Source organism: Bacillus sp. FSL H8-0492 (genome assembly GCF_038006145.1).
GTDB lineage: Bacteria > Bacillota > Bacilli > Bacillales > Bacillaceae_G > Bacillus_A > Bacillus_A mycoides.
Window position 1 is genome coordinate 2,899,675 of sequence record NZ_JBBOUP010000001.1, and the last position, 17,582, is coordinate 2,917,256.

14 protein-coding genes and 1 pseudogene are annotated in these 17,582 nt (G+C 35.0%); 3 read left to right on the plus strand and 12 right to left on the minus strand.

From position 1 onward, the window contains the following. Positions 1-93 precede the first annotated feature (93 nt). The 4 genes from MHH66_RS14910 to MHH66_RS14925 form a co-directional block, all read right to left on the minus strand. Positions 94-3,183, minus strand: coding sequence for an AAA family ATPase (locus MHH66_RS14910; RefSeq protein WP_078185946.1), 3,090 nt, complete (start codon positions 3,181-3,183; stop codon positions 94-96). Beyond that, positions 3,180-4,337, minus strand: a complete 1,158-nt coding sequence (locus tag MHH66_RS14915) for an exonuclease SbcCD subunit D (protein ID WP_078185945.1) — start codon at positions 4,335-4,337, stop codon at positions 3,180-3,182. The genes MHH66_RS14910 and MHH66_RS14915 overlap by 4 nt, the downstream gene beginning before the upstream one ends. 15 nt (positions 4,338-4,352) lie before the next feature. After that, complete coding sequence (locus tag MHH66_RS14920; RefSeq protein ID WP_002085739.1) at positions 4,353-4,592, minus strand: DUF2584 family protein; 240 nt, start codon at positions 4,590-4,592, stop codon at positions 4,353-4,355. A 184-nt stretch (positions 4,593-4,776) separates the two neighbouring features. Continuing rightward, positions 4,777-5,034 (minus strand): hypothetical protein, encoded by a 258-nt coding sequence (locus tag MHH66_RS14925; RefSeq protein ID WP_002012747.1) that lies wholly within the window; start codon positions 5,032-5,034, stop codon positions 4,777-4,779. 350 nt (positions 5,035-5,384) lie between these two features. Here MHH66_RS14925 and MHH66_RS14930 point away from each other — a divergent pair, with 350 nt between their 5' ends. Beyond that, positions 5,385-6,437, plus strand: coding sequence for an enoyl-CoA hydratase/isomerase family protein (locus MHH66_RS14930; protein ID WP_002065275.1), 1,053 nt, complete (start codon positions 5,385-5,387; stop codon positions 6,435-6,437). Positions 6,438-6,626: 189 nt separating this feature from the next. Then, the gene (locus tag MHH66_RS14935; protein WP_078185944.1) at positions 6,627-7,229 is read left to right on the plus strand and encodes a LysE family translocator; all 603 of its coding nucleotides are present in this window, start codon (positions 6,627-6,629) and stop codon (positions 7,227-7,229) included. A gap of 106 nt (positions 7,230-7,335) precedes the next feature. Here the strand turns inward: MHH66_RS14935 and MHH66_RS14940 are convergent, their stop codons facing one another. From MHH66_RS14940 to MHH66_RS14975, 8 genes and pseudogenes are all read right to left on the minus strand, one after another. Continuing rightward, positions 7,336-8,796, minus strand: coding sequence for a CoA-acylating methylmalonate-semialdehyde dehydrogenase (locus MHH66_RS14940; RefSeq protein ID WP_078185943.1), 1,461 nt, complete (start codon positions 8,794-8,796; stop codon positions 7,336-7,338). Positions 8,797-8,835: 39 nt separating this feature from the next. Then, entirely contained in the window at positions 8,836-9,726 is an 891-nt protein-coding gene (locus tag MHH66_RS14945) for an NAD(P)-dependent oxidoreductase (RefSeq protein ID WP_002031851.1), read from the minus strand. A 16-nt stretch (positions 9,727-9,742) separates the two neighbouring features. Then, the gene (locus tag MHH66_RS14950; protein WP_078185942.1) at positions 9,743-11,452 is read right to left on the minus strand and encodes an acyl-CoA dehydrogenase family protein; all 1,710 of its coding nucleotides are present in this window, start codon (positions 11,450-11,452) and stop codon (positions 9,743-9,745) included. 155 nt (positions 11,453-11,607) lie between these two features. After that, on the minus strand, positions 11,608-12,516 hold the full coding sequence (prpB, locus tag MHH66_RS14955) for a methylisocitrate lyase (protein WP_002168448.1): 909 nt from the start codon (positions 12,514-12,516) through the stop codon (positions 11,608-11,610). An 18-nt stretch (positions 12,517-12,534) separates the two neighbouring features. Beyond that, positions 12,535-13,971 (minus strand): 2-methylcitrate dehydratase, encoded by a 1,437-nt coding sequence (prpD, locus tag MHH66_RS14960; RefSeq protein ID WP_002085755.1) that lies wholly within the window; start codon positions 13,969-13,971, stop codon positions 12,535-12,537. A gap of 98 nt (positions 13,972-14,069) precedes the next feature. Next, positions 14,070-15,191 carry a citrate synthase gene (mmgD, locus tag MHH66_RS14965; protein WP_078185941.1) on the minus strand — a complete coding sequence of 374 codons (1,122 nt, stop codon included), beginning with the start codon at positions 15,189-15,191 and terminating at the stop codon, positions 14,070-14,072. Between the two features lie 415 nt (positions 15,192-15,606). Beyond that, positions 15,607-15,878 (minus strand): annotated as a pseudogene (locus MHH66_RS14970) (HesB/YadR/YfhF family protein). 15 nt (positions 15,879-15,893) lie between these two features. Next, positions 15,894-17,039 (minus strand): MFS transporter, encoded by a 1,146-nt coding sequence (locus MHH66_RS14975; protein WP_078186008.1) that lies wholly within the window; start codon positions 17,037-17,039, stop codon positions 15,894-15,896. A 238-nt stretch (positions 17,040-17,277) separates the two neighbouring features. On the opposite strand from MHH66_RS14975, the gene MHH66_RS14980 reads away from it, so the two are divergent. Next, a complete protein-coding gene (locus MHH66_RS14980) occupies positions 17,278-17,556 on the plus strand; it encodes a hypothetical protein (RefSeq protein ID WP_078186007.1) in 279 nt (92 codons plus the stop codon). Positions 17,557-17,582: the final 26 nt, after the last annotated feature.

A 17,582-nucleotide genomic window follows, 5' to 3' on the forward strand; every position in this document is an offset into this window, starting at 1 on the left:
CATTATTAAATTCATTTGAACTTAATTGAAAAAACGTTATAACAATTTGATACAATGTTCAAAGTAAGGATAGATACTTTCAATTTGACAAGCTTATTTCACCACAAACCTCGTCTGACTACACCCATCTTTCTGCTTCGTTACTTCTAATACAGCTGGCATTGCGTTTTTCAGTTCTTGAACGTGTGAAATTACACCGATAAAGCGACCTGATTTTTGCAAGTCGATTAGGGCGTCAACTGCTTTCGTTAATGACTCTTCATCTAATGAGCCGAATCCTTCATCGATAAACATCGTTTCGATGGAAATACCACCCTCATACGCTTGAATTACATCTGCCATTCCAAGTGCTAAGCAAAGTGATGCGTTAAATTTCTCACCGCCAGATAATGTTTTTACATCTCGGGTTTGACCTGTATATGCATCATATACATCTAATCCTAATCCACTTTGTCGATTCCTCTTTTCAACTCGTTCGCTTCGTTTTAAATAAAATTGTCCATTTGATAATTTACGTAGTCGTTCGTTCGCAATTTGAACAATTTGTTCTAAATACTCAATTAAGATGTAACGTTCAAAGGATATACGACTATCGTTATCCCCTTTCATTACTTCATATAAATCAACAAGTTCTTGGAATGCTTTTTCTTCCTCATGAATTTGTTCATCAATTCGTTTAATATTTTCATGTAAATCCGTAATATATGATACGGCGTTTTGAGCACGTTGTCGTTTTTCTTTAATAATATCAAGGCTAATTTCCAATTCTCTCACTTGCTCATCTAATGAAGAAATGTCCATATACTCTTTATCTTTTAAGTCTGCTTTTAATTCGTCAATTTGTTTTGTAAGTACTTCTAGAGATGAGTAATAACTTTGGATTTCTTGTTGTAACTTATCCATCTCAGCATCATTTAATTTGGATTCTTTATATGTTAATTGATCTGTAAATCCGCTTTGTTCTAGCTCTTTCATAAAGCGTGTAAACGTCTCTTCTTTCTTCTCTTTTGCACTATTAAATTGATTAGAAGCATTATCATGTTCTGCTTGAATACGTATATTTTCATTTTGCCAATGTTGATACGCCTCTTGTACTTTCTCCCATTCATCTTCCATTAACCTAAGTTCTTGCAGAGCTTGGTCAAACTGTACTTTCCAAGCTTGTACCGTTTGCAAGCTTTCCGGAATATTTTGCTTATCATGTTCATATGACGTACGAAGCTGCATACACTCCATTTCAGTACGGTGCTGCACAGTTTCTACTTCACGCTTTTGTTTCTGGAGTTCTTCTACTTTTTCTTCTACGCTTTTTATATTCACAGCAATTTGCTTACGCGTTTCTTCACTTGCTTTTAACGCATTAACTTCTGCTGCTAATTGCTTTCCTTTTTGAACGAGCGCACTATATGTTTCTACTAATTCTTCTGAGCGATAGCCTCGCTTTAGCACTTCTTCTATCACTTGTTCATATTGAACTCGATAGAAATTCCACTTTTCTTCTAATTGAACATGTAATTTTTCCGCAATATTTTTCTTTTCTCTTAGCTCATTTAACTCTTTTTCATCAATTGCATTACTTTGCTCTGTAGCTTTTTTCGGGTGGTCCATACTACCACATACTGGACAAGATTCACCATCATGTAAATGAAGAGCTAATATACCAGCTTGTTCACTTAACCAGCGGCGTTCAATATTTTCATATGTACTAACTGCCTGTTGCATCTTATGAAACGCACTTTCTTTTTCTAGCTCGTATTTTTGTTTTTCTTGCCATACATCATATGCCTGCTTTAATACTTTTGCATCTTCTCGCATATTCGTTAGTTCTTCTACTTTAGCTACATATTGTTCAAGCGCTGCTTCTAATTGCTGTAATTCGCCAGACATTCTTTGTTTTTCATTTTTATGCGCTTCTAGTTGTTCATCTAACTTTTGCATACCTTCTTTTAATTTTCCTATTTGAATTTCAGCATTTTGCAAATTTAACTTTTTCTCAGCTAATGATGCAATAATTGGCTGTAACTCTTCTAGTCTTTGAACTTGTTTTTTAGCATTTTCTCGCTCGGATGCCTTATTCTTTAATGCTTCATATTTCTCCTGAGCAAGTGCAAAACTGTTCATTATATGCTCTTTTTTTGCGATTATCTGTTTTAACAAACTTTCAGACTGCTGTTCATATTGCATCGCTTCCTCATACCATTGCTCAAATGGTAATAATCGCTTCGCCTGTTCCGCATGTTTAAAAGATTTTTCTTTCATTTCGATTACGGCACGGTTTTCTTGTAAAATACTGTACTTCTCATTCTTTTGTTCTAAATATTTGAATTTCTCATTTACAGCTTTTGCTGCATGAAAACGTGCCTCTGCTTCTTTTAATTGTTTCGTTTTGTCATTTTGTTCTAAGTGTAATTGCTCAACCTCTGCATTGTACCAAATTGTTTCTTGTTCTAATGCCTCTACTACTTGATGTGTATTTACATGCTCTTGCTCCACTAATGTCTCTAATAATGCTCCATCACGTATTGGTAATTTAAATACATTACGGAAATATAACTCACGTTCTTTTTGTTTTTCTTGTAAGACGTCTTTCCATTGTTTACGCTTTTGATCTAATATCTCACGCATTAATTTATAACGATCTGTTTTAAAAATGCGGCGTAGTATTTCTTCTTTATTTTCCGTTTCAGATGTTAATAATTTTCGGAACTCTCCTTGCGGTAACATGACAATTTGGCTAAATTGATGTTTACTTAATCCAATTAAATCTTCAACTTTTTTATTTACATCCGTTACATGAAAACGATCGACACATGGAACTTTTTCCTCATCAATTACTTCATATAATTCGACTGCATGTCCTGTAATTGTTTTATTTCCTTGTTTTTTATGGCCCAGTTGTCGTTTAATTTCATAACTTTTTCCTTTTAATTGAAAAGTTAATTCCACACTTGTATAAACATCATCATCAGCAAATTGGCTACGAAGCATGTTTGTATCACTGCGCTCTTCTCCACTAGCCTCTCCATATAATACATAACAAATCGCATCAAAAATCGTTGTCTTTCCAGCTCCTGTATTTCCAGAAATAGCGAAAATACGATGCTCACCAAGATCTTTAAAATCGATTACTTCTTTCTGTTTATATGGACCAAACGCGGTCATTATAAGCTGAATCGGTCTCATCCTCGCTCACCTTCCCGTTCTTGCACTGTTTGCAAAACATCTAAAAATAGACATTCTTTCTCTTCTGATAAATCTAGCCCTTTCATTTCTTTATAAAATGCTTTTAAAAGAGATAAATCATCCGTTTTATGTCTTGAAACAGTTACTTCATTTTCATCTGTGAACTCTCGTCTTTGAATAGATCTTTCAACATGCATTGCATTTGGGTATACAGAACGTATTTTTTCCATTGGCTGCAAGACAGGATTTTCATCTAATAATTTCACAAATACATAATCTTCACTCACTGGATGAAGCAATAAATCGTCTATTTTCGCTTCTACTGTACGCATTTTACGACGTGGTGTAAGTAAACGTTTTTCAATTGTTGTTTCACCTTTTTCATCCAGTTCCACAATATAATATCCTTTTTTATGCTTTTCTTCAGAAATAGAATATGCAAGTGGTGAACCTGAATAACGAATTGTCTCATTACGTACAAAATGCGCTTGATGTAAATGGCCAAGCGCCGTGTAATGAAACTTATCAAAATAATGGCTATTTACATATTCAGCACCACCAATTGAAAGTGGTCGTTCCGCATCACTCGTATTTTCCTCTGCCTCTCCTGAAGAAGTTACAAATGCATGTCCTACAAATATGTGTCTCGCTTCTTTATCCATCGTTTCAGAGAGTTCGTTCATAAAAATACGCATCGCATCATCATGAGAACGAACATCTTCATTTTTCAATATGTGTCTAACAATACTTGGATCTGCATACGGAACGAGATGGAAATGAACCTCTCCGTATTCATCATTTAAAACAACAGGATTGTATGGAAACTGGAATTGTCCAACAATATGTAATCCTTGTTTTTTCATTAAATTACTACCAAAATGTATGCGGTCCGGACTATCGTGGTTTCCTGCAACTGCAATTATTGGTGTTTGTAAATCAATAACTATCTTTTGTAATACATCATTTAATAAGTCTACTGCTTCTGTAGGTGGAATTGCTCGGTCATATAAATCTCCTGCAATAATTACAGCATCCGGTTTTTCCTCTTCAACAGCTTGTACAAACTGATCTAACACAATTTTTTGATCTTCAGTCATATATACACCATGAACAAGCTTACCTAAATGCCAATCCGCTGTATGAAAAAACTTCATATTACCCTTCTCCTTTTAGTTTACTGATTGTAGTGAAACAAGCTGATAGTTTAGTGTAGTTTTTCCGTTCTCCCATTCTAACTTTTGGACAATTGCACTACCGATTCTTTCTTCGTTTGATTTATATAAAGGCAATATTTCTTGAATAGTAAATAGATGATAACCATCTAAAATTAATTGAAATAAATTATCTTCTATATGTAATCTTACTTCTTTTTCATTTGAAATAATTTTTGTATGCATCTCAAATTTCATGCTAGATACAACCCCTTTTTTCTAATCTCTACATTTTAATAGTATAGTGGTCATGCAAGATTGACAAGTAAATACACCGCGATGTACATACTTTTTTAATTATAAATATTTTATGTTTTTTTATATGAAATACGGTATGTGAAATTATTAATCTACAAAAATAAAAATGCCCTTTCAGGCATCCTTATTTTTGTAAGTACTCTTTCATAACGTAGTACAATACAGTTATTAGGACAATCGCTACAAAAAACGCAAATACGGCCACAACATACCCATCTTTATTTAATAAAAAGCATATGGAAATAGATATTATAAAAATCGGAAACACGAGACGTACCTTAGCCTTCACTTCTTCTGTCGTATCTGTATGATGAAAATACTGTGTAATTCCTACCATAAGAGATGACAAAATAATAACCGACAATAGTAAAGGTCCTGGCATTCCGATCTCTCCTTTCTCTATTTCTAATTATATACAAACCCCGCGCTCTTTAAAAGTTAGATAATTCAGCCTTTTAACTTTTTCTACATCCACTCTTTAATTTACGCCACGTATACTAACTCAATATAAGTTATACATATAATAGCGCCTTCAACACGACATTTTCAAATAATAGCACTTACAGTAATGTTGTAATATTCCTCTTCATTCTCTGAAATCCTGCAAATATAACTCGTCAAAATATGCGATAAATACTAACACTAAGCACCTAATTTAGACAAAAATTATAGAGGACATTTCAGCATGTATCAAGAAATAAGAATAGAAAGATAAGTAAGGGAGGATTTATAATGACTGAACACGTTTTATTTTCTGTTAGCGAAAACGGCGTTGCATCGATTACTTTAAACCGTCCAAAAGCACTTAATTCTTTATCCTATGACATGTTACAACCAATTGGGCAAAAACTTAAAGAATGGGAGCAAGATGAGCGTATTGAGCTCATCGTTTTAAAAGGAGCTGGGACGAAAGGTTTTTGTGCAGGTGGTGATATTAAAACGCTATACGAAGCACGTTCTAACGAAGTTGCATTACAACATGCAGAGCAGTTTTTTGAAGAAGAATATGAAATTGATACATTTATTTATCAATACAAAAAACCAATTATCGCTTGTTTAGATGGAATTGTAATGGGCGGTGGTGTCGGTCTGACAAATGGAGCGACGTATCGAATTGTAACAGAGCGTACGAAGTGGGCAATGCCTGAAATGAACATCGGTTTCTTCCCGGATGTCGGTGCTGCTTATTTCTTAAATAAAGCGCCTGGATATACTGGTCGATATGTTGCTTTAACGGCATCTATTTTAAAAGCTCCTGATGTATTATATATTAACGCTGCTGATTACTTTATGACATCAGATTCATTACCAAATTTCCTTACCGCACTTGAAAATGTAAATTGGAAAAAAGAAGATGTACATACTCATTTAAAAGAAGTTATTCGTACATTTGCAACTGCTCCAAACTTAGATGGCAATCTTTCTTCTTCAGTAGAAGAAATTAATTCGCATTTTGCATTCGATACAATTGAGGGAATCATTCAATCGTTAGAGAAAGATCAAAGTCCATTTGCCCAAACAACGAAAGAAAAGCTATTATCCAAATCCCCTGTTTCATTAAAGGTAACATTAAAACAGTTTATTGATGGCCAAGAAAAGTCAGTTGAAGAATGTTTCGCGACAGATCTTATACTCGCTAAAAACTTCATGCGACATGAAGATTTCTTTGAAGGAGTACGCTCCGTTGTAGTTGATAAAGACCAAAATCCAAATTATAAATATAAACAATTAAGTGATGTTTCAGAAGAAGATGTAAATCGATTCTTTAACTTACTTAACGCTTAAATAAAGAGGCCATATATTGTAGCACACTCTCAGCTACTCTATATGGCCTCTTCTTTTCAGTTAAATAATTTTAAATATAATTTAATTTTATTTAACTAAAATGTATGTTAAACTAACGTTAATCGAATTTTCTAAAAACAAAAAAAGGAAGGCGGATAACATTATGGAAAATTTTTTCTGTTTATTATTATGTCTATATGTCTTATTATTCTACCCGGTCCTGATACAGCAATGGCTACGAAAAACACATTGATTGCCGGCAAAATCGGCGGCGTAAAAACTGTTTTTGGTACTTGTGTTGCGCTTTTAATTCACACTTTAGCTGCTGTAATTGGTCTTTCAGCACTTATTGTAAAGTCTGCACTTTTATTTTCTATTTTTAAATATGTTGGTGCTGTATATTTAGTCTATATTGGTATTAAAGCCCTTTTAGCAGTAAGAAACACAGAAGACTTAAATACAAATGACGTTCCAATAAATAATGACAATAAACATACTTCTTGCTTTCGCCAAGGGTTTCTTACAAATTTACTAAACCCTAAGATTGCAGTCTTCTTTTTAACTTTTTTACCACAGTTTTTAAATCCAAATCATAATACATTTATACAACTTCTCGTTATGGGACTTACTTATCTCATTTTAACCGTCATTTGGTTTGCTTTTTATATATTTTTAATTGATAAAATTAGTGCTTTTATGAAAAAACCGAAGACACAGCGTTATATTCAAGGGATTACAGGAATCGTCTTAATTGGGTTTGGTATTAAATTAGCCTTTGAAAGAAATAGTTAACACAATACAAACGAAAATACACTATTCCATTATGAGTAGTGTATTTTCGTTTGTATTATTTTTATAATGAGTGGGAATGCACCCCACTCATTATCATTTCACTTTATTAAAACCAGCGCTCAGTTACAACTTTTTTACGTGTATAAAATTGAACGCCATCCGTACCATTTGTACCAAGATCTCCAAAGAATGAAGCTTTGTTTCCTGCAAATGCGAAGAATGCCATTGGTGCTGGAACATTAACGTTTACACCAATCATACCAGCATCAATATTGTCTCGGAATGTTTGTGCATGTTTTCCATTTGATGTATAAATAACAGCACCATTCGCAAATTTCGATTGATTTGTCAGCTTAATACCTTCTTCTAAATCTTTTACTCTTACAATACTTAATACCGGAGCGAAAATTTCATCTTGCCAAATTTTCATTTCTTGATTTACACCATCAAAGATCGTTGCACCAACAAAGTAACCTTCTCCAACTTCTTCATTGATTTTACGGCCATCTACTAGTAAAGTTGCTCCATCTGTTACACCACTATTAATATAGCCTAAAACACGTTCTTTATGAGATTCACGGATTAATGGTCCAACATAATTATCTTCGTTGAAACCGTCACCTACTTTTAACTTCTTCGTTTCCGCTACTAATACATCAATGAATTCATCAGCAATTTCATCAACTACTGCTACTACTGAACATGCCATGCAGCGCTCTCCACTACTTGCAAACGCAGATCCAATTACACCTTGTACTGTTTTCTCAAGGTTGCAATCTGGCATTACAATCGCATGGTTTTTCGCACCTGCTAACGCTTGTACACGTTTACCATTTTTTGTACCAGTTTCATATACGTAGCGTGCCACTGGCTCAGAGCCAACAAACGAAACTGCTTGAATATCTTTATTTTCTAAAATACTATTTACAACATCTTTTCCGCCTTGTACTAAATTTAATACCCCTTTTGGAAAACCAGCTTCATAGAATAACTCTACAAGTCGCTCAGCTAAAAGTGGCGTTCTTTCAGATGTTTTTAATACGAATGTATTACCGCAAGCAATTGCAAGTGGGAACATCCATAATGGAATCATCATCGGGAAGTTAAACGGTGTAATACCCGCAACAACTCCGATTGGGTAGCGCCAAATCGATCCATCAATTCCACTAGCAATATTCGGAAGAGCTTGTCCCATCATTAAATTTGGTGCTGATGTTGCAAGTTCTACCGCTTCAATACCACGCTGTACTTCACCAGTTGCATCCGTTAGCGTTTTACCGTTTTCTAGCGTAATGATTTTTGCAAGCTCATCTTTATTTTCTTGTAACAATTGTAGATATTTGTATAGTTGTCTTGAACGATTTGGAACTGGCACTTTAGACCATGTTTTGTATGCCGTTTTTGCCGCTTCAACAGCTTTTTCAACATCTTCTTTTGGAGAAAGTGGAACGTAAGCGATGATTTTTCCAGTTGCCGGATTCGGAACCGCTTCTACTTCCGTACCAGTAGATTCTACCCATTCGCCATTAATATGATTTTTCACTCGTTTAATTTCAGTTGTAATCATTATATTCTCTCCTTTTTTATCATGGTTTTTATAAGTGCACTATTTTTGATTAGAAATTAATTGTTCGCTAACTTTCTTATATAAAGCAGCCATATCGTTTTCACCATATCCTGCCTCACTCGCTTCTTCATATACGTTTAATAGCATCTCACTTACTGGTAAGTGAAGTTCGCTTTCTTTCGCTAAATCTACTGCAAATCCTAAATCTTTCTTTAATAAATTCACAGTAAAGCCTGGCTCATAATTTTCTGATGCAATGAAACTTTTATAATTACGCTCATAAATTCTACTTTGACCGTAACTTACATTTAAAATATCAAACATTTTATCTAAATCCATATTGTTCTTTTTCGCTAATGTTAAAGCTTCACTCACACCAGCTGTATAAAAACCAATTAATAGATTATTAATTAATTTAACAGTTGTACCACTATCAATCTGCTCACTAACATGGAAAACATTCGCTCCAAGTACTTCCATGACAGATTCAGTTTTCTCATACACTTCTTTCGATCCACCAACCATAAACGTTAATGTACGGTTTTCTGCACCAATTACCCCACCGCTAACAGGTGCTGCTAAAAAGTCTACTTTCTTTTCCTTCGCCGATTCCTCTAATTGTTTGTTTAATTGTGGAGATACTGTACTTGTATCAATTAAAGCTACATTCGAGTGGCTATTTTCAAATAATCCTTCTTCCCCAAAATATACCGCTTCAACAGCACGAGGTGATGGTAAGCTTGTAAAAATCACATCGCATGTCTCTGCTAGTTTTGAGATTGATAGGCCGATAATTCCTCCTTCTTTTTCAAAGGAAGCTTCCGCCTCTTTATTCAAGTCCACTCCATATACTGTGTAGCTAGATTTAACTAAATTTTTAGACATTGGAAGACCCATGTTACCTAAACCGATAAAACCAATCTTTTTCATATCGCTTTCCTCCTATTTACACAATATATTTCCCGCGATTTATAATAACTTTCGCAATCTCTCTCTTTTTCGTAAATAAGTTTGAGTATAAAGGCACTAATAATTGACGGATTTCAGCTAATATTTCTTGTTTATTTTGTTCTTCTGTGACAGCTGCTGAAAGAATGGAAATCGCAGCTTCTTCTACTTTACGATATCCTTCTTCACAAATAACACCTGTTATCATTTGCTTCGTACGCTCTTTTTCCTCACCATTTTTATTAACTGCTTTCCTCGTACGTAAAAATGCTGATTCCATGACGTACACGTCCGTCAACATATTTGATAATACGCGTGAATATTCTTGCTCTTGCTCAATTTTTATTCCTGGAGTTTTAGAGAGCGTTTTCAAAGATTGTTTCAACAATTTTTTCGCTAATAAAATGTAACGATGGTTTCTTTCTACATTTGCTACATCAATTTCTACTTCAGTATCTTCTATTTGCTCGATTTGCTTCATTAACATTTTTGCAACTGTTAATCTATTAATTTCATTCGTTCCTTCAAAAATACGACTAATTCTAGCATCACGATATAATCGTTCTACTTCGTATTCTTGCATATAACCGTAACCACCATGAATTTGTACAGCTTCATCTACGATATAAGCAAGTGTTTCAGAAGCGTTTACTTTATTCAGTGCACATTCAATTGCAAATTGGGACATTTTTTTCATAAGATCTTCATCACTCTCATGAATTGCTTCATCAATTACACCCGCTGTACGGTAAGCTGCACTTTCTGCTCCATATGTAGAAATAATCATATTGGCAATTTTCTCTTGAATCATCGTAAAATCTACTAATTCCGTTTGGAACTGTTTTCGCTCTTTTCCATATTGAACTGACAAACCGATTGCTTGTTTTGCTGTTCCAATATTTCCAAAAGCAAGTTTTAGTCTAGCGAAGTTAAGAATATTAAGAGCTACGTGATGCCCTTTCCCAACTTCCCCTAAAATATTTTCAGCGGGGATGACAACATCTTCTAAAATAAGCGTCGCTGTTGAAGATCCTTTAATCCCCATCTTCTTTTCTTCTAATCCTATTGATACACCTTCACATGTTCTTTCGACAATAAACGCTGTCATTCCTTTATTTGTCTTCGCAAAAACAACGTATACATCTGCCATATGAGCATTTGTAATCCACTGCTTCTCACCATTCAACTTCCAAGCAGTACCATCTTCATTCAATACTGCACTCGTTTTTGCACTTAAAGCATCAGAACCAGCATTTGGCTCAGTTAAAGCATAAGCCCCAATCCATTCTCCCGATGCGATTTTCGGTAAATATTTTTCTTTCTGTTCTTTCGTTCCATAATATATGTAAGGCAACGTACCTACACCGGCGTGTATATTAAAAGAAACGCTAAATGCACCAGCGTAACCCATTTTCTCTGCTACAAGACCTGAGACAGCCTTTCCTAACTCGAATCCGCCATAATCTTCTGGTACCTCAATGCCTAATAATCCAAGTTCCCCAGCTTTCTCAAATAATTGGCGAGAAACTTTATAGTTATGTTGTTCAATATTCTCAATTTGCGGGACAATTTCTTGTTTAACGAATTGTTCTGTCATTTTTGCAATTAAATCTTCATCCCCTGAAAAATCTTCTGGTGTAAAGAAAGTATTATTCACATCTTTATTGAGTGAAAAAAATTCATCCCATGGTAACTTCGTTTTCTCCATCTGAATCCCCCTATCATTTCGGCCTTCGTTGATCTTTGCATATGCTCGTCTACGATGAGTGGAATATCTTATTATTGAAAACAGAAGGCGATGATTTTTCACATCAAGCAGTTCGTTTTGCCAAAGATGTATTTTCATCGCCTAAATCCTTCTACCTATTGATCTTCAGATAATACTGTTTTTGCAATTCCAGTATCTAACTCTTCAAAGTCATGATATGAAATTGTTTCATATAATTCACTTCTCGTTTGCATATTAGAAAGTGCATCTTTTTGAGAACCTGTTTCCTTAATTAGCGTAAACACATTCTCATATGCTTTTGCAGCAACACGAAGTGAAGTTACAGGATAAATTACCATTTGGAAGCCCATATTCGCAAATTCCTCTGCACTATAATATGGTGTTTTTCCGAACTCAGTCATATTTGCTAGTAAAGGTGCATTCACTTTGCTAGTAAATAAACGAAATTCTTCTTCCGATTGAAGCGCTTCTGGGAATATTGCATCTGCCCCTGCTTTTACATATGCATTCGCTCTTTCAATCGCTGCATCTAATCCTTCCACGCCGCGAGCATCTGTGCGTGCTACAATATATAAACTTGGCGCAACTTCTTTAATCGCTTTAATTTTTTGAACTAATTCTTCTGTAGTAACAAGTTTCTTACCATTTAAATGTCCACATTTCTTTGGTAATTGTTGATCTTCAATCTGAACAGCCGCAACTTTCGCTTCCACCATTTCTACAGCTGTTCTCGCTACGTTTAGTACTCCACCAAATCCTGTATCAATATCAACAAGAACTGGTAAATCTGTAGCTCTAACTAGATCCCTTGCTCTCTCTGCTACTTCAGTAGACGTCACGATTCCTAAATCTGGTAGTCCTTTACTTGCAGTGTAAGCAGCTCCCGATAAATATAGAGCTGAAAAACCTGTATTTTTCGCAACAAGAGCCGCCATTGCATCATGAGCACCTGGAATTTGCAAAATTTCATTTGCTTCTACTAAAGCTCGGAAGCGATTCGTAAGCTCCTCTTGTGTCGACTGTTTATTCACAACCCAAGCCATTCTAAATTCCCCCTATTATTAAATTAAGAATAGATCTACAAATTCGTTTACATTCATATTTTCTAGTTTTTCTTCATTTAGACAAGCTTCATGGATTTTTTCTTGTTGCTTACTAGAATAATGACCTGCCATATTTGCAGTGAATTTTCGAACAACTTTTGGAATTGCTTCGTCTCTACGGAAACGGTGGCCAAGTGGGTATTCACATTCCACATTTTCTGTTACAGTACCATCTTTAAAATGAACTTGAACAGCGTTGGCGATTGAGCGCTTGTTCGGGTCAAGGTAATCTAAACTGTACTGTTTGTTTTCAACAACAACCATCTTATTACGTAATTCATCTACACGTGGATCATTCGCTACTACATCCTCATAATCATCCGCAACGATATCTCCTTTTAATAAACCTATTGCCGTAATGTATTGTAGGCAGTGATCGCGATCAGCTGGGTTATTTAATGGACCTTCTTTATCGATAATACGAATTGCTGACTCATGAGTTGTAATTGTAATACGATCAATTTCATCTAATCTTTCTTTAAGTTCCGGATGTAATTTCACTGCACATTCTGCAGCTGTTTGTGCATGGAATTCTGCTGGGAATGACACTTTGAATAATACATTTTCCATTACATAAGATTCTAGCGGTCTTGCTAATTTTAATTCTTGCTTGTTAAATAACACATCTTGGAATCCCCATCCTGGTGCAGATAATGCCGTTGGGTAACCCATTTCACCTTTTAATGCAGTCATTGCAAGATGAACACCGCGGCTCGTCGCATCACCTGCTGCCCATGATTTACGTGAACCTGTATTTGGAGCATGACGATATGTACGAAGACTAGAATTATCAATCCACGCATGTGATAATGCATTAAAGATTTCCTCACGCGTTCCGCCAAGCATTTTTGCAACTACTGCAGTTGTTGCTACTTTTACGTATAATACGTGATCAAGACCAACACGGTTTAAGCTGTTTTCTAAAGCAAGTACACCTTGAATTTCATGTGCTTTAATCATCATTTCTAGTACTTCACGTACTTTTAATGGTTCTTTTCCTTCTGAAATACGAACGCGGCTAATATAATCTGCAACTGCTAAAATTCCGCCTAAGTTATCAGATGGATGTCCCCACTCTGCTGCAAGCCAAGTATCGTTATAGTCTAACCAACGGATCATACATCCGATATTAAATGCGCCTTTTACTGGATCTAGCACATAAGATGTTCCTGGTACACGTGTACCATTTGGCACGATTGTTCCTGGTACAACTGGTCCTAATAATTTCGTACACTCTGGGTATTGTAGTGCTAAAATTCCACATCCAAGTGTATCAAGTAATACGTAGCGAGCCGTACTGAATGCCTCTGCACTTGTAACCTCTTTATTTAATACATAGTCCGTAATTTCTTCTAATAATGCATCTTTTTGTTTAATTTCATTTGTTTTAATCATGCTATTCTTCCCTTTCTGTCGAAAATTCGTTATTATTAATGATGGGTGTCGGTCAAACACCCATCTGGCGGGCGGCGCTAACAACTCCCCAGTTGTTTTTATTTACTAAATGCATGTCGCTCGCCAATATAATTTACACGTGGACGGAACAAACGATTGTTCGCATGTTGCTCAATTACGTGTGCACATAGCCCTACTGTTCTAGAACTAAAGAAGATTGGTGTGTAAAGTTGAATTGGAATACCAAGCATCCAATATACTGGAGCAGCATAATAATCAAGATTCGGATAAATTCCTTTTTCCTTCTCCATAATTTTTTCTCCAGCTTCACACATTTCATATAGTGTATAATCGCCTTTCACATCACATAACTGCTTTAATGCTTCCTTCATCATAAGTGCTCTTGGATCCATCTTTTTCATATAAACACGGTGTCCAAAGCCCATAATTTTTTCTTTGTTATATAGTTTTTTCTGTAATAACTCTTCAAATTTCTCAACATTACCAGCTTCTAAAAGCATGTACATAACCGCTTCATTCGCACCGCCATGAAGACTTCCTTTTAAGGATGCAACTGCTCCTGTTAAAGCACCGTATAAGTCGGATTGCGTTGATGCAATAACGCGTGCTGTAAATGTAGAGTTTGGCATTTCATGTTCACTATATAAAACAAGGGAACGATCAAAGATTTTCTCTTCAAGTTCAGTTGGTTTCTTTCCAGTTAACATATAGAAGAAATTCGCACTATATGACAATTCTTGAAGAGGCTGAATTGGTTCCTCATTATTTAAAATATGGTAGCTATTCGCTACAATATTTGGCACTTTACTTAAAAGCTTGTATCCTCGACTTTTATTCACTTCTAACGAGCGGTTTTCGATATCACTATCGTAACCAGCTAATGCGGACACACCTGTACGTAGCCCATCCATAGGATGCGTTTCCTTAGGCAATGCCTTTAGAACATTGAATACACCTTCTGGCACTGCATATTCTTCTTTTAATTTCTTTTCAATTGTTGCTTTCTCATTCTCATTCGGTAAACGTTCTTCTAATAAAAGGTGCACAATGTCTAAATACTCTTTTGTTTTTGAGAGTTCGATTAAATCATACCCTTGAATTACAATTTCACCTTTTACTGTGTCAAGAAACGAAATTTTCGTTTCCGCTGCTACTACACCATCTAATCCCGGGGAAAATTTTTCTTCAGCTTTCATCATTATTTCCTCCAATCCTAATAGATCTTCGTGCACATAACTGTAAGCCTTTACAATAATATGAAACTACATTTCTATTTCAATGTATCAGAGTTTTTAGAAGATTTCAATTTATTTTATAACGATAAGTTCCCTATACTTTTACCGATGTAATAATACAATTTTTCAAAAATAACTTTCATCTTTTATAAAGAAAGGACAGACATCCTTTTACAATGTTTTAAAACGAAATATAACAATTATCCATATAATCCCACTAAATATACCTTTAATCCCTTTTTCTTCAACAAACATAAAAAACCGAGCTGCACTCATGCACAGCTCGGTTTTTTATAATATTTATTTCATATTCCCATAAATATAATTCTTATATAAAATTTATTTATTTTTAATAAAATTATTATTTTACATAATTAAATTAAATTTCTTCCGTTTCTTTACGATAGCTTACAACTAATTCATAGTTTTGAAAGTACGAAAGATCATCAAAATCTATAAAAATAAACTACCGTCTTTCTCAACTGACACTATTTCCCGAACTGATTTCTCAGAAACAATCCCTAAAGAATATCCGGGCTGAATTGAGCTATTTCCTCCGTACCTTACAATACATCAAATAGATTCATCATGCTTTATACGCAATTCTTCCTTAAAGCACCGTCGAGCATCATGTTCAATTGAAATTTTCATCTTCGCTCTTCCTGTTTACGCAAAATCCTTTTTGCCTAATCTTTGTTTTACAAAAATGACAAATATAATTAAAGCTATTAATCCTGAAATTGCACTACCTGTGAATAAAATACGGTAACCAAACATTTGTGAAACAACTCCAAGTAAAATCGCACCTAATCCAATACCTAAATCAAATGCAGTAAAGAATGAAGCGTTAGCAACTCCTCTTTTACTCGGAGCAACAATTGTAAGCATCGCTGCTTGCAAAGCGGGCTGTGCTGAACCGAATCCAACACCATATAATGCCGCTGCAATCATTACACCTATCAAACCATTTGAAATCGTTAGTACAACTATCGCTAAAATAGTAATACATAGTGCCGGAAGTATGATAAAAACTTCTCCATACTTATCTAATAGTTTTCCTGAAATAGGTCGTACAATTGTTAAAGCAATTGCATATACAAGAAAGAATGTCCCAGGATTCACATCAATTGATGACGCAAATAACGGTAAAAATGTTGTTATTCCTCCATATGCAAATGATAAAAAGAAAACAACAACCGTTATTGATAAAACGGATTTTTCAAACAGCTGAATTTTCCCTTTTTCTTTTTGTGGCGTGAATGGCATTTTCGTTATTAACGATAATACGACTGCCATAAAGGATAAAAGAGTTGCTAACAAGAATAGACCATGAAATGAATAATTTTGTACAACCCATAATCCAATCATCGGGCCAATTGCCATCGCGATTGTCATCGCCATGCCATACCAGCCCATCCCTTCACCACGACGTGAATCTGGAATAATATCAGTTATCGCTGTTCCAACTGCTGTTGTAGAAACAGCCCACGTCACTCCGTGAATAACGCGTAAAACAGCTAAAAGGACAATAGTCGATGCTAAATTATACGAATACATCGTTATCCCAAAAAATATGAGTCCGAAAATAATAAAAGATCTTCTACCATATTGATCTAACATACCTCCAATAATCGGTCGTATTACAACTGCCGCTATTGTAAACATTCCCATCATCAGTCCAACTTGCGATTCATTTCCACCAATCTCTTTAATAAAGAGCGGGAGCGTTGGAACAAGTAAATAAAACCCCGTAAATAAAAATAACATCGCGATAGTCATTTGTATAAATGATTTCGTCCATAATCGTTCCATTAAAATCCCTCCATAAACACGTAAAATATTACGATTAACACATCCATTGTATATGTTTCATATTCCTTTTCCCTCCGCTAATAGGCGTATCTTTTCGTAATAAATGGTCCACCATCAATTCACATTGGTCTTACGACTTTGTACGTATGTTTTAACCGAAAATCCTATCTATATGTACCTTTATAAGCATTAAAAGAATATACTACTTTATCATTGAAACTTAGGAGTGATCATTTTCATGTGGGTATCACCAAGAATAACCGCCGTTGTCCCAGCAGCTCCCTCAATACATGTTCCTGCCGTTCATACAGCTAGTTCTGATGTTGGCATCGAACTTCCTGCCACTTGGCAACAATATCAATCGACTGACCAAGTCACCCCTTCATTTTGGCATCATGGTACACACCCGAGTATTACTACTTTTTATGGCCCTAGTTATCCAATACCACCAACTCAAATTTTTTATCATTTCCCATCAATTTACTTTCAAAATTTCTATGGTACTTTTAACATTTAAAAATAATATTAACCTTTATAATATAA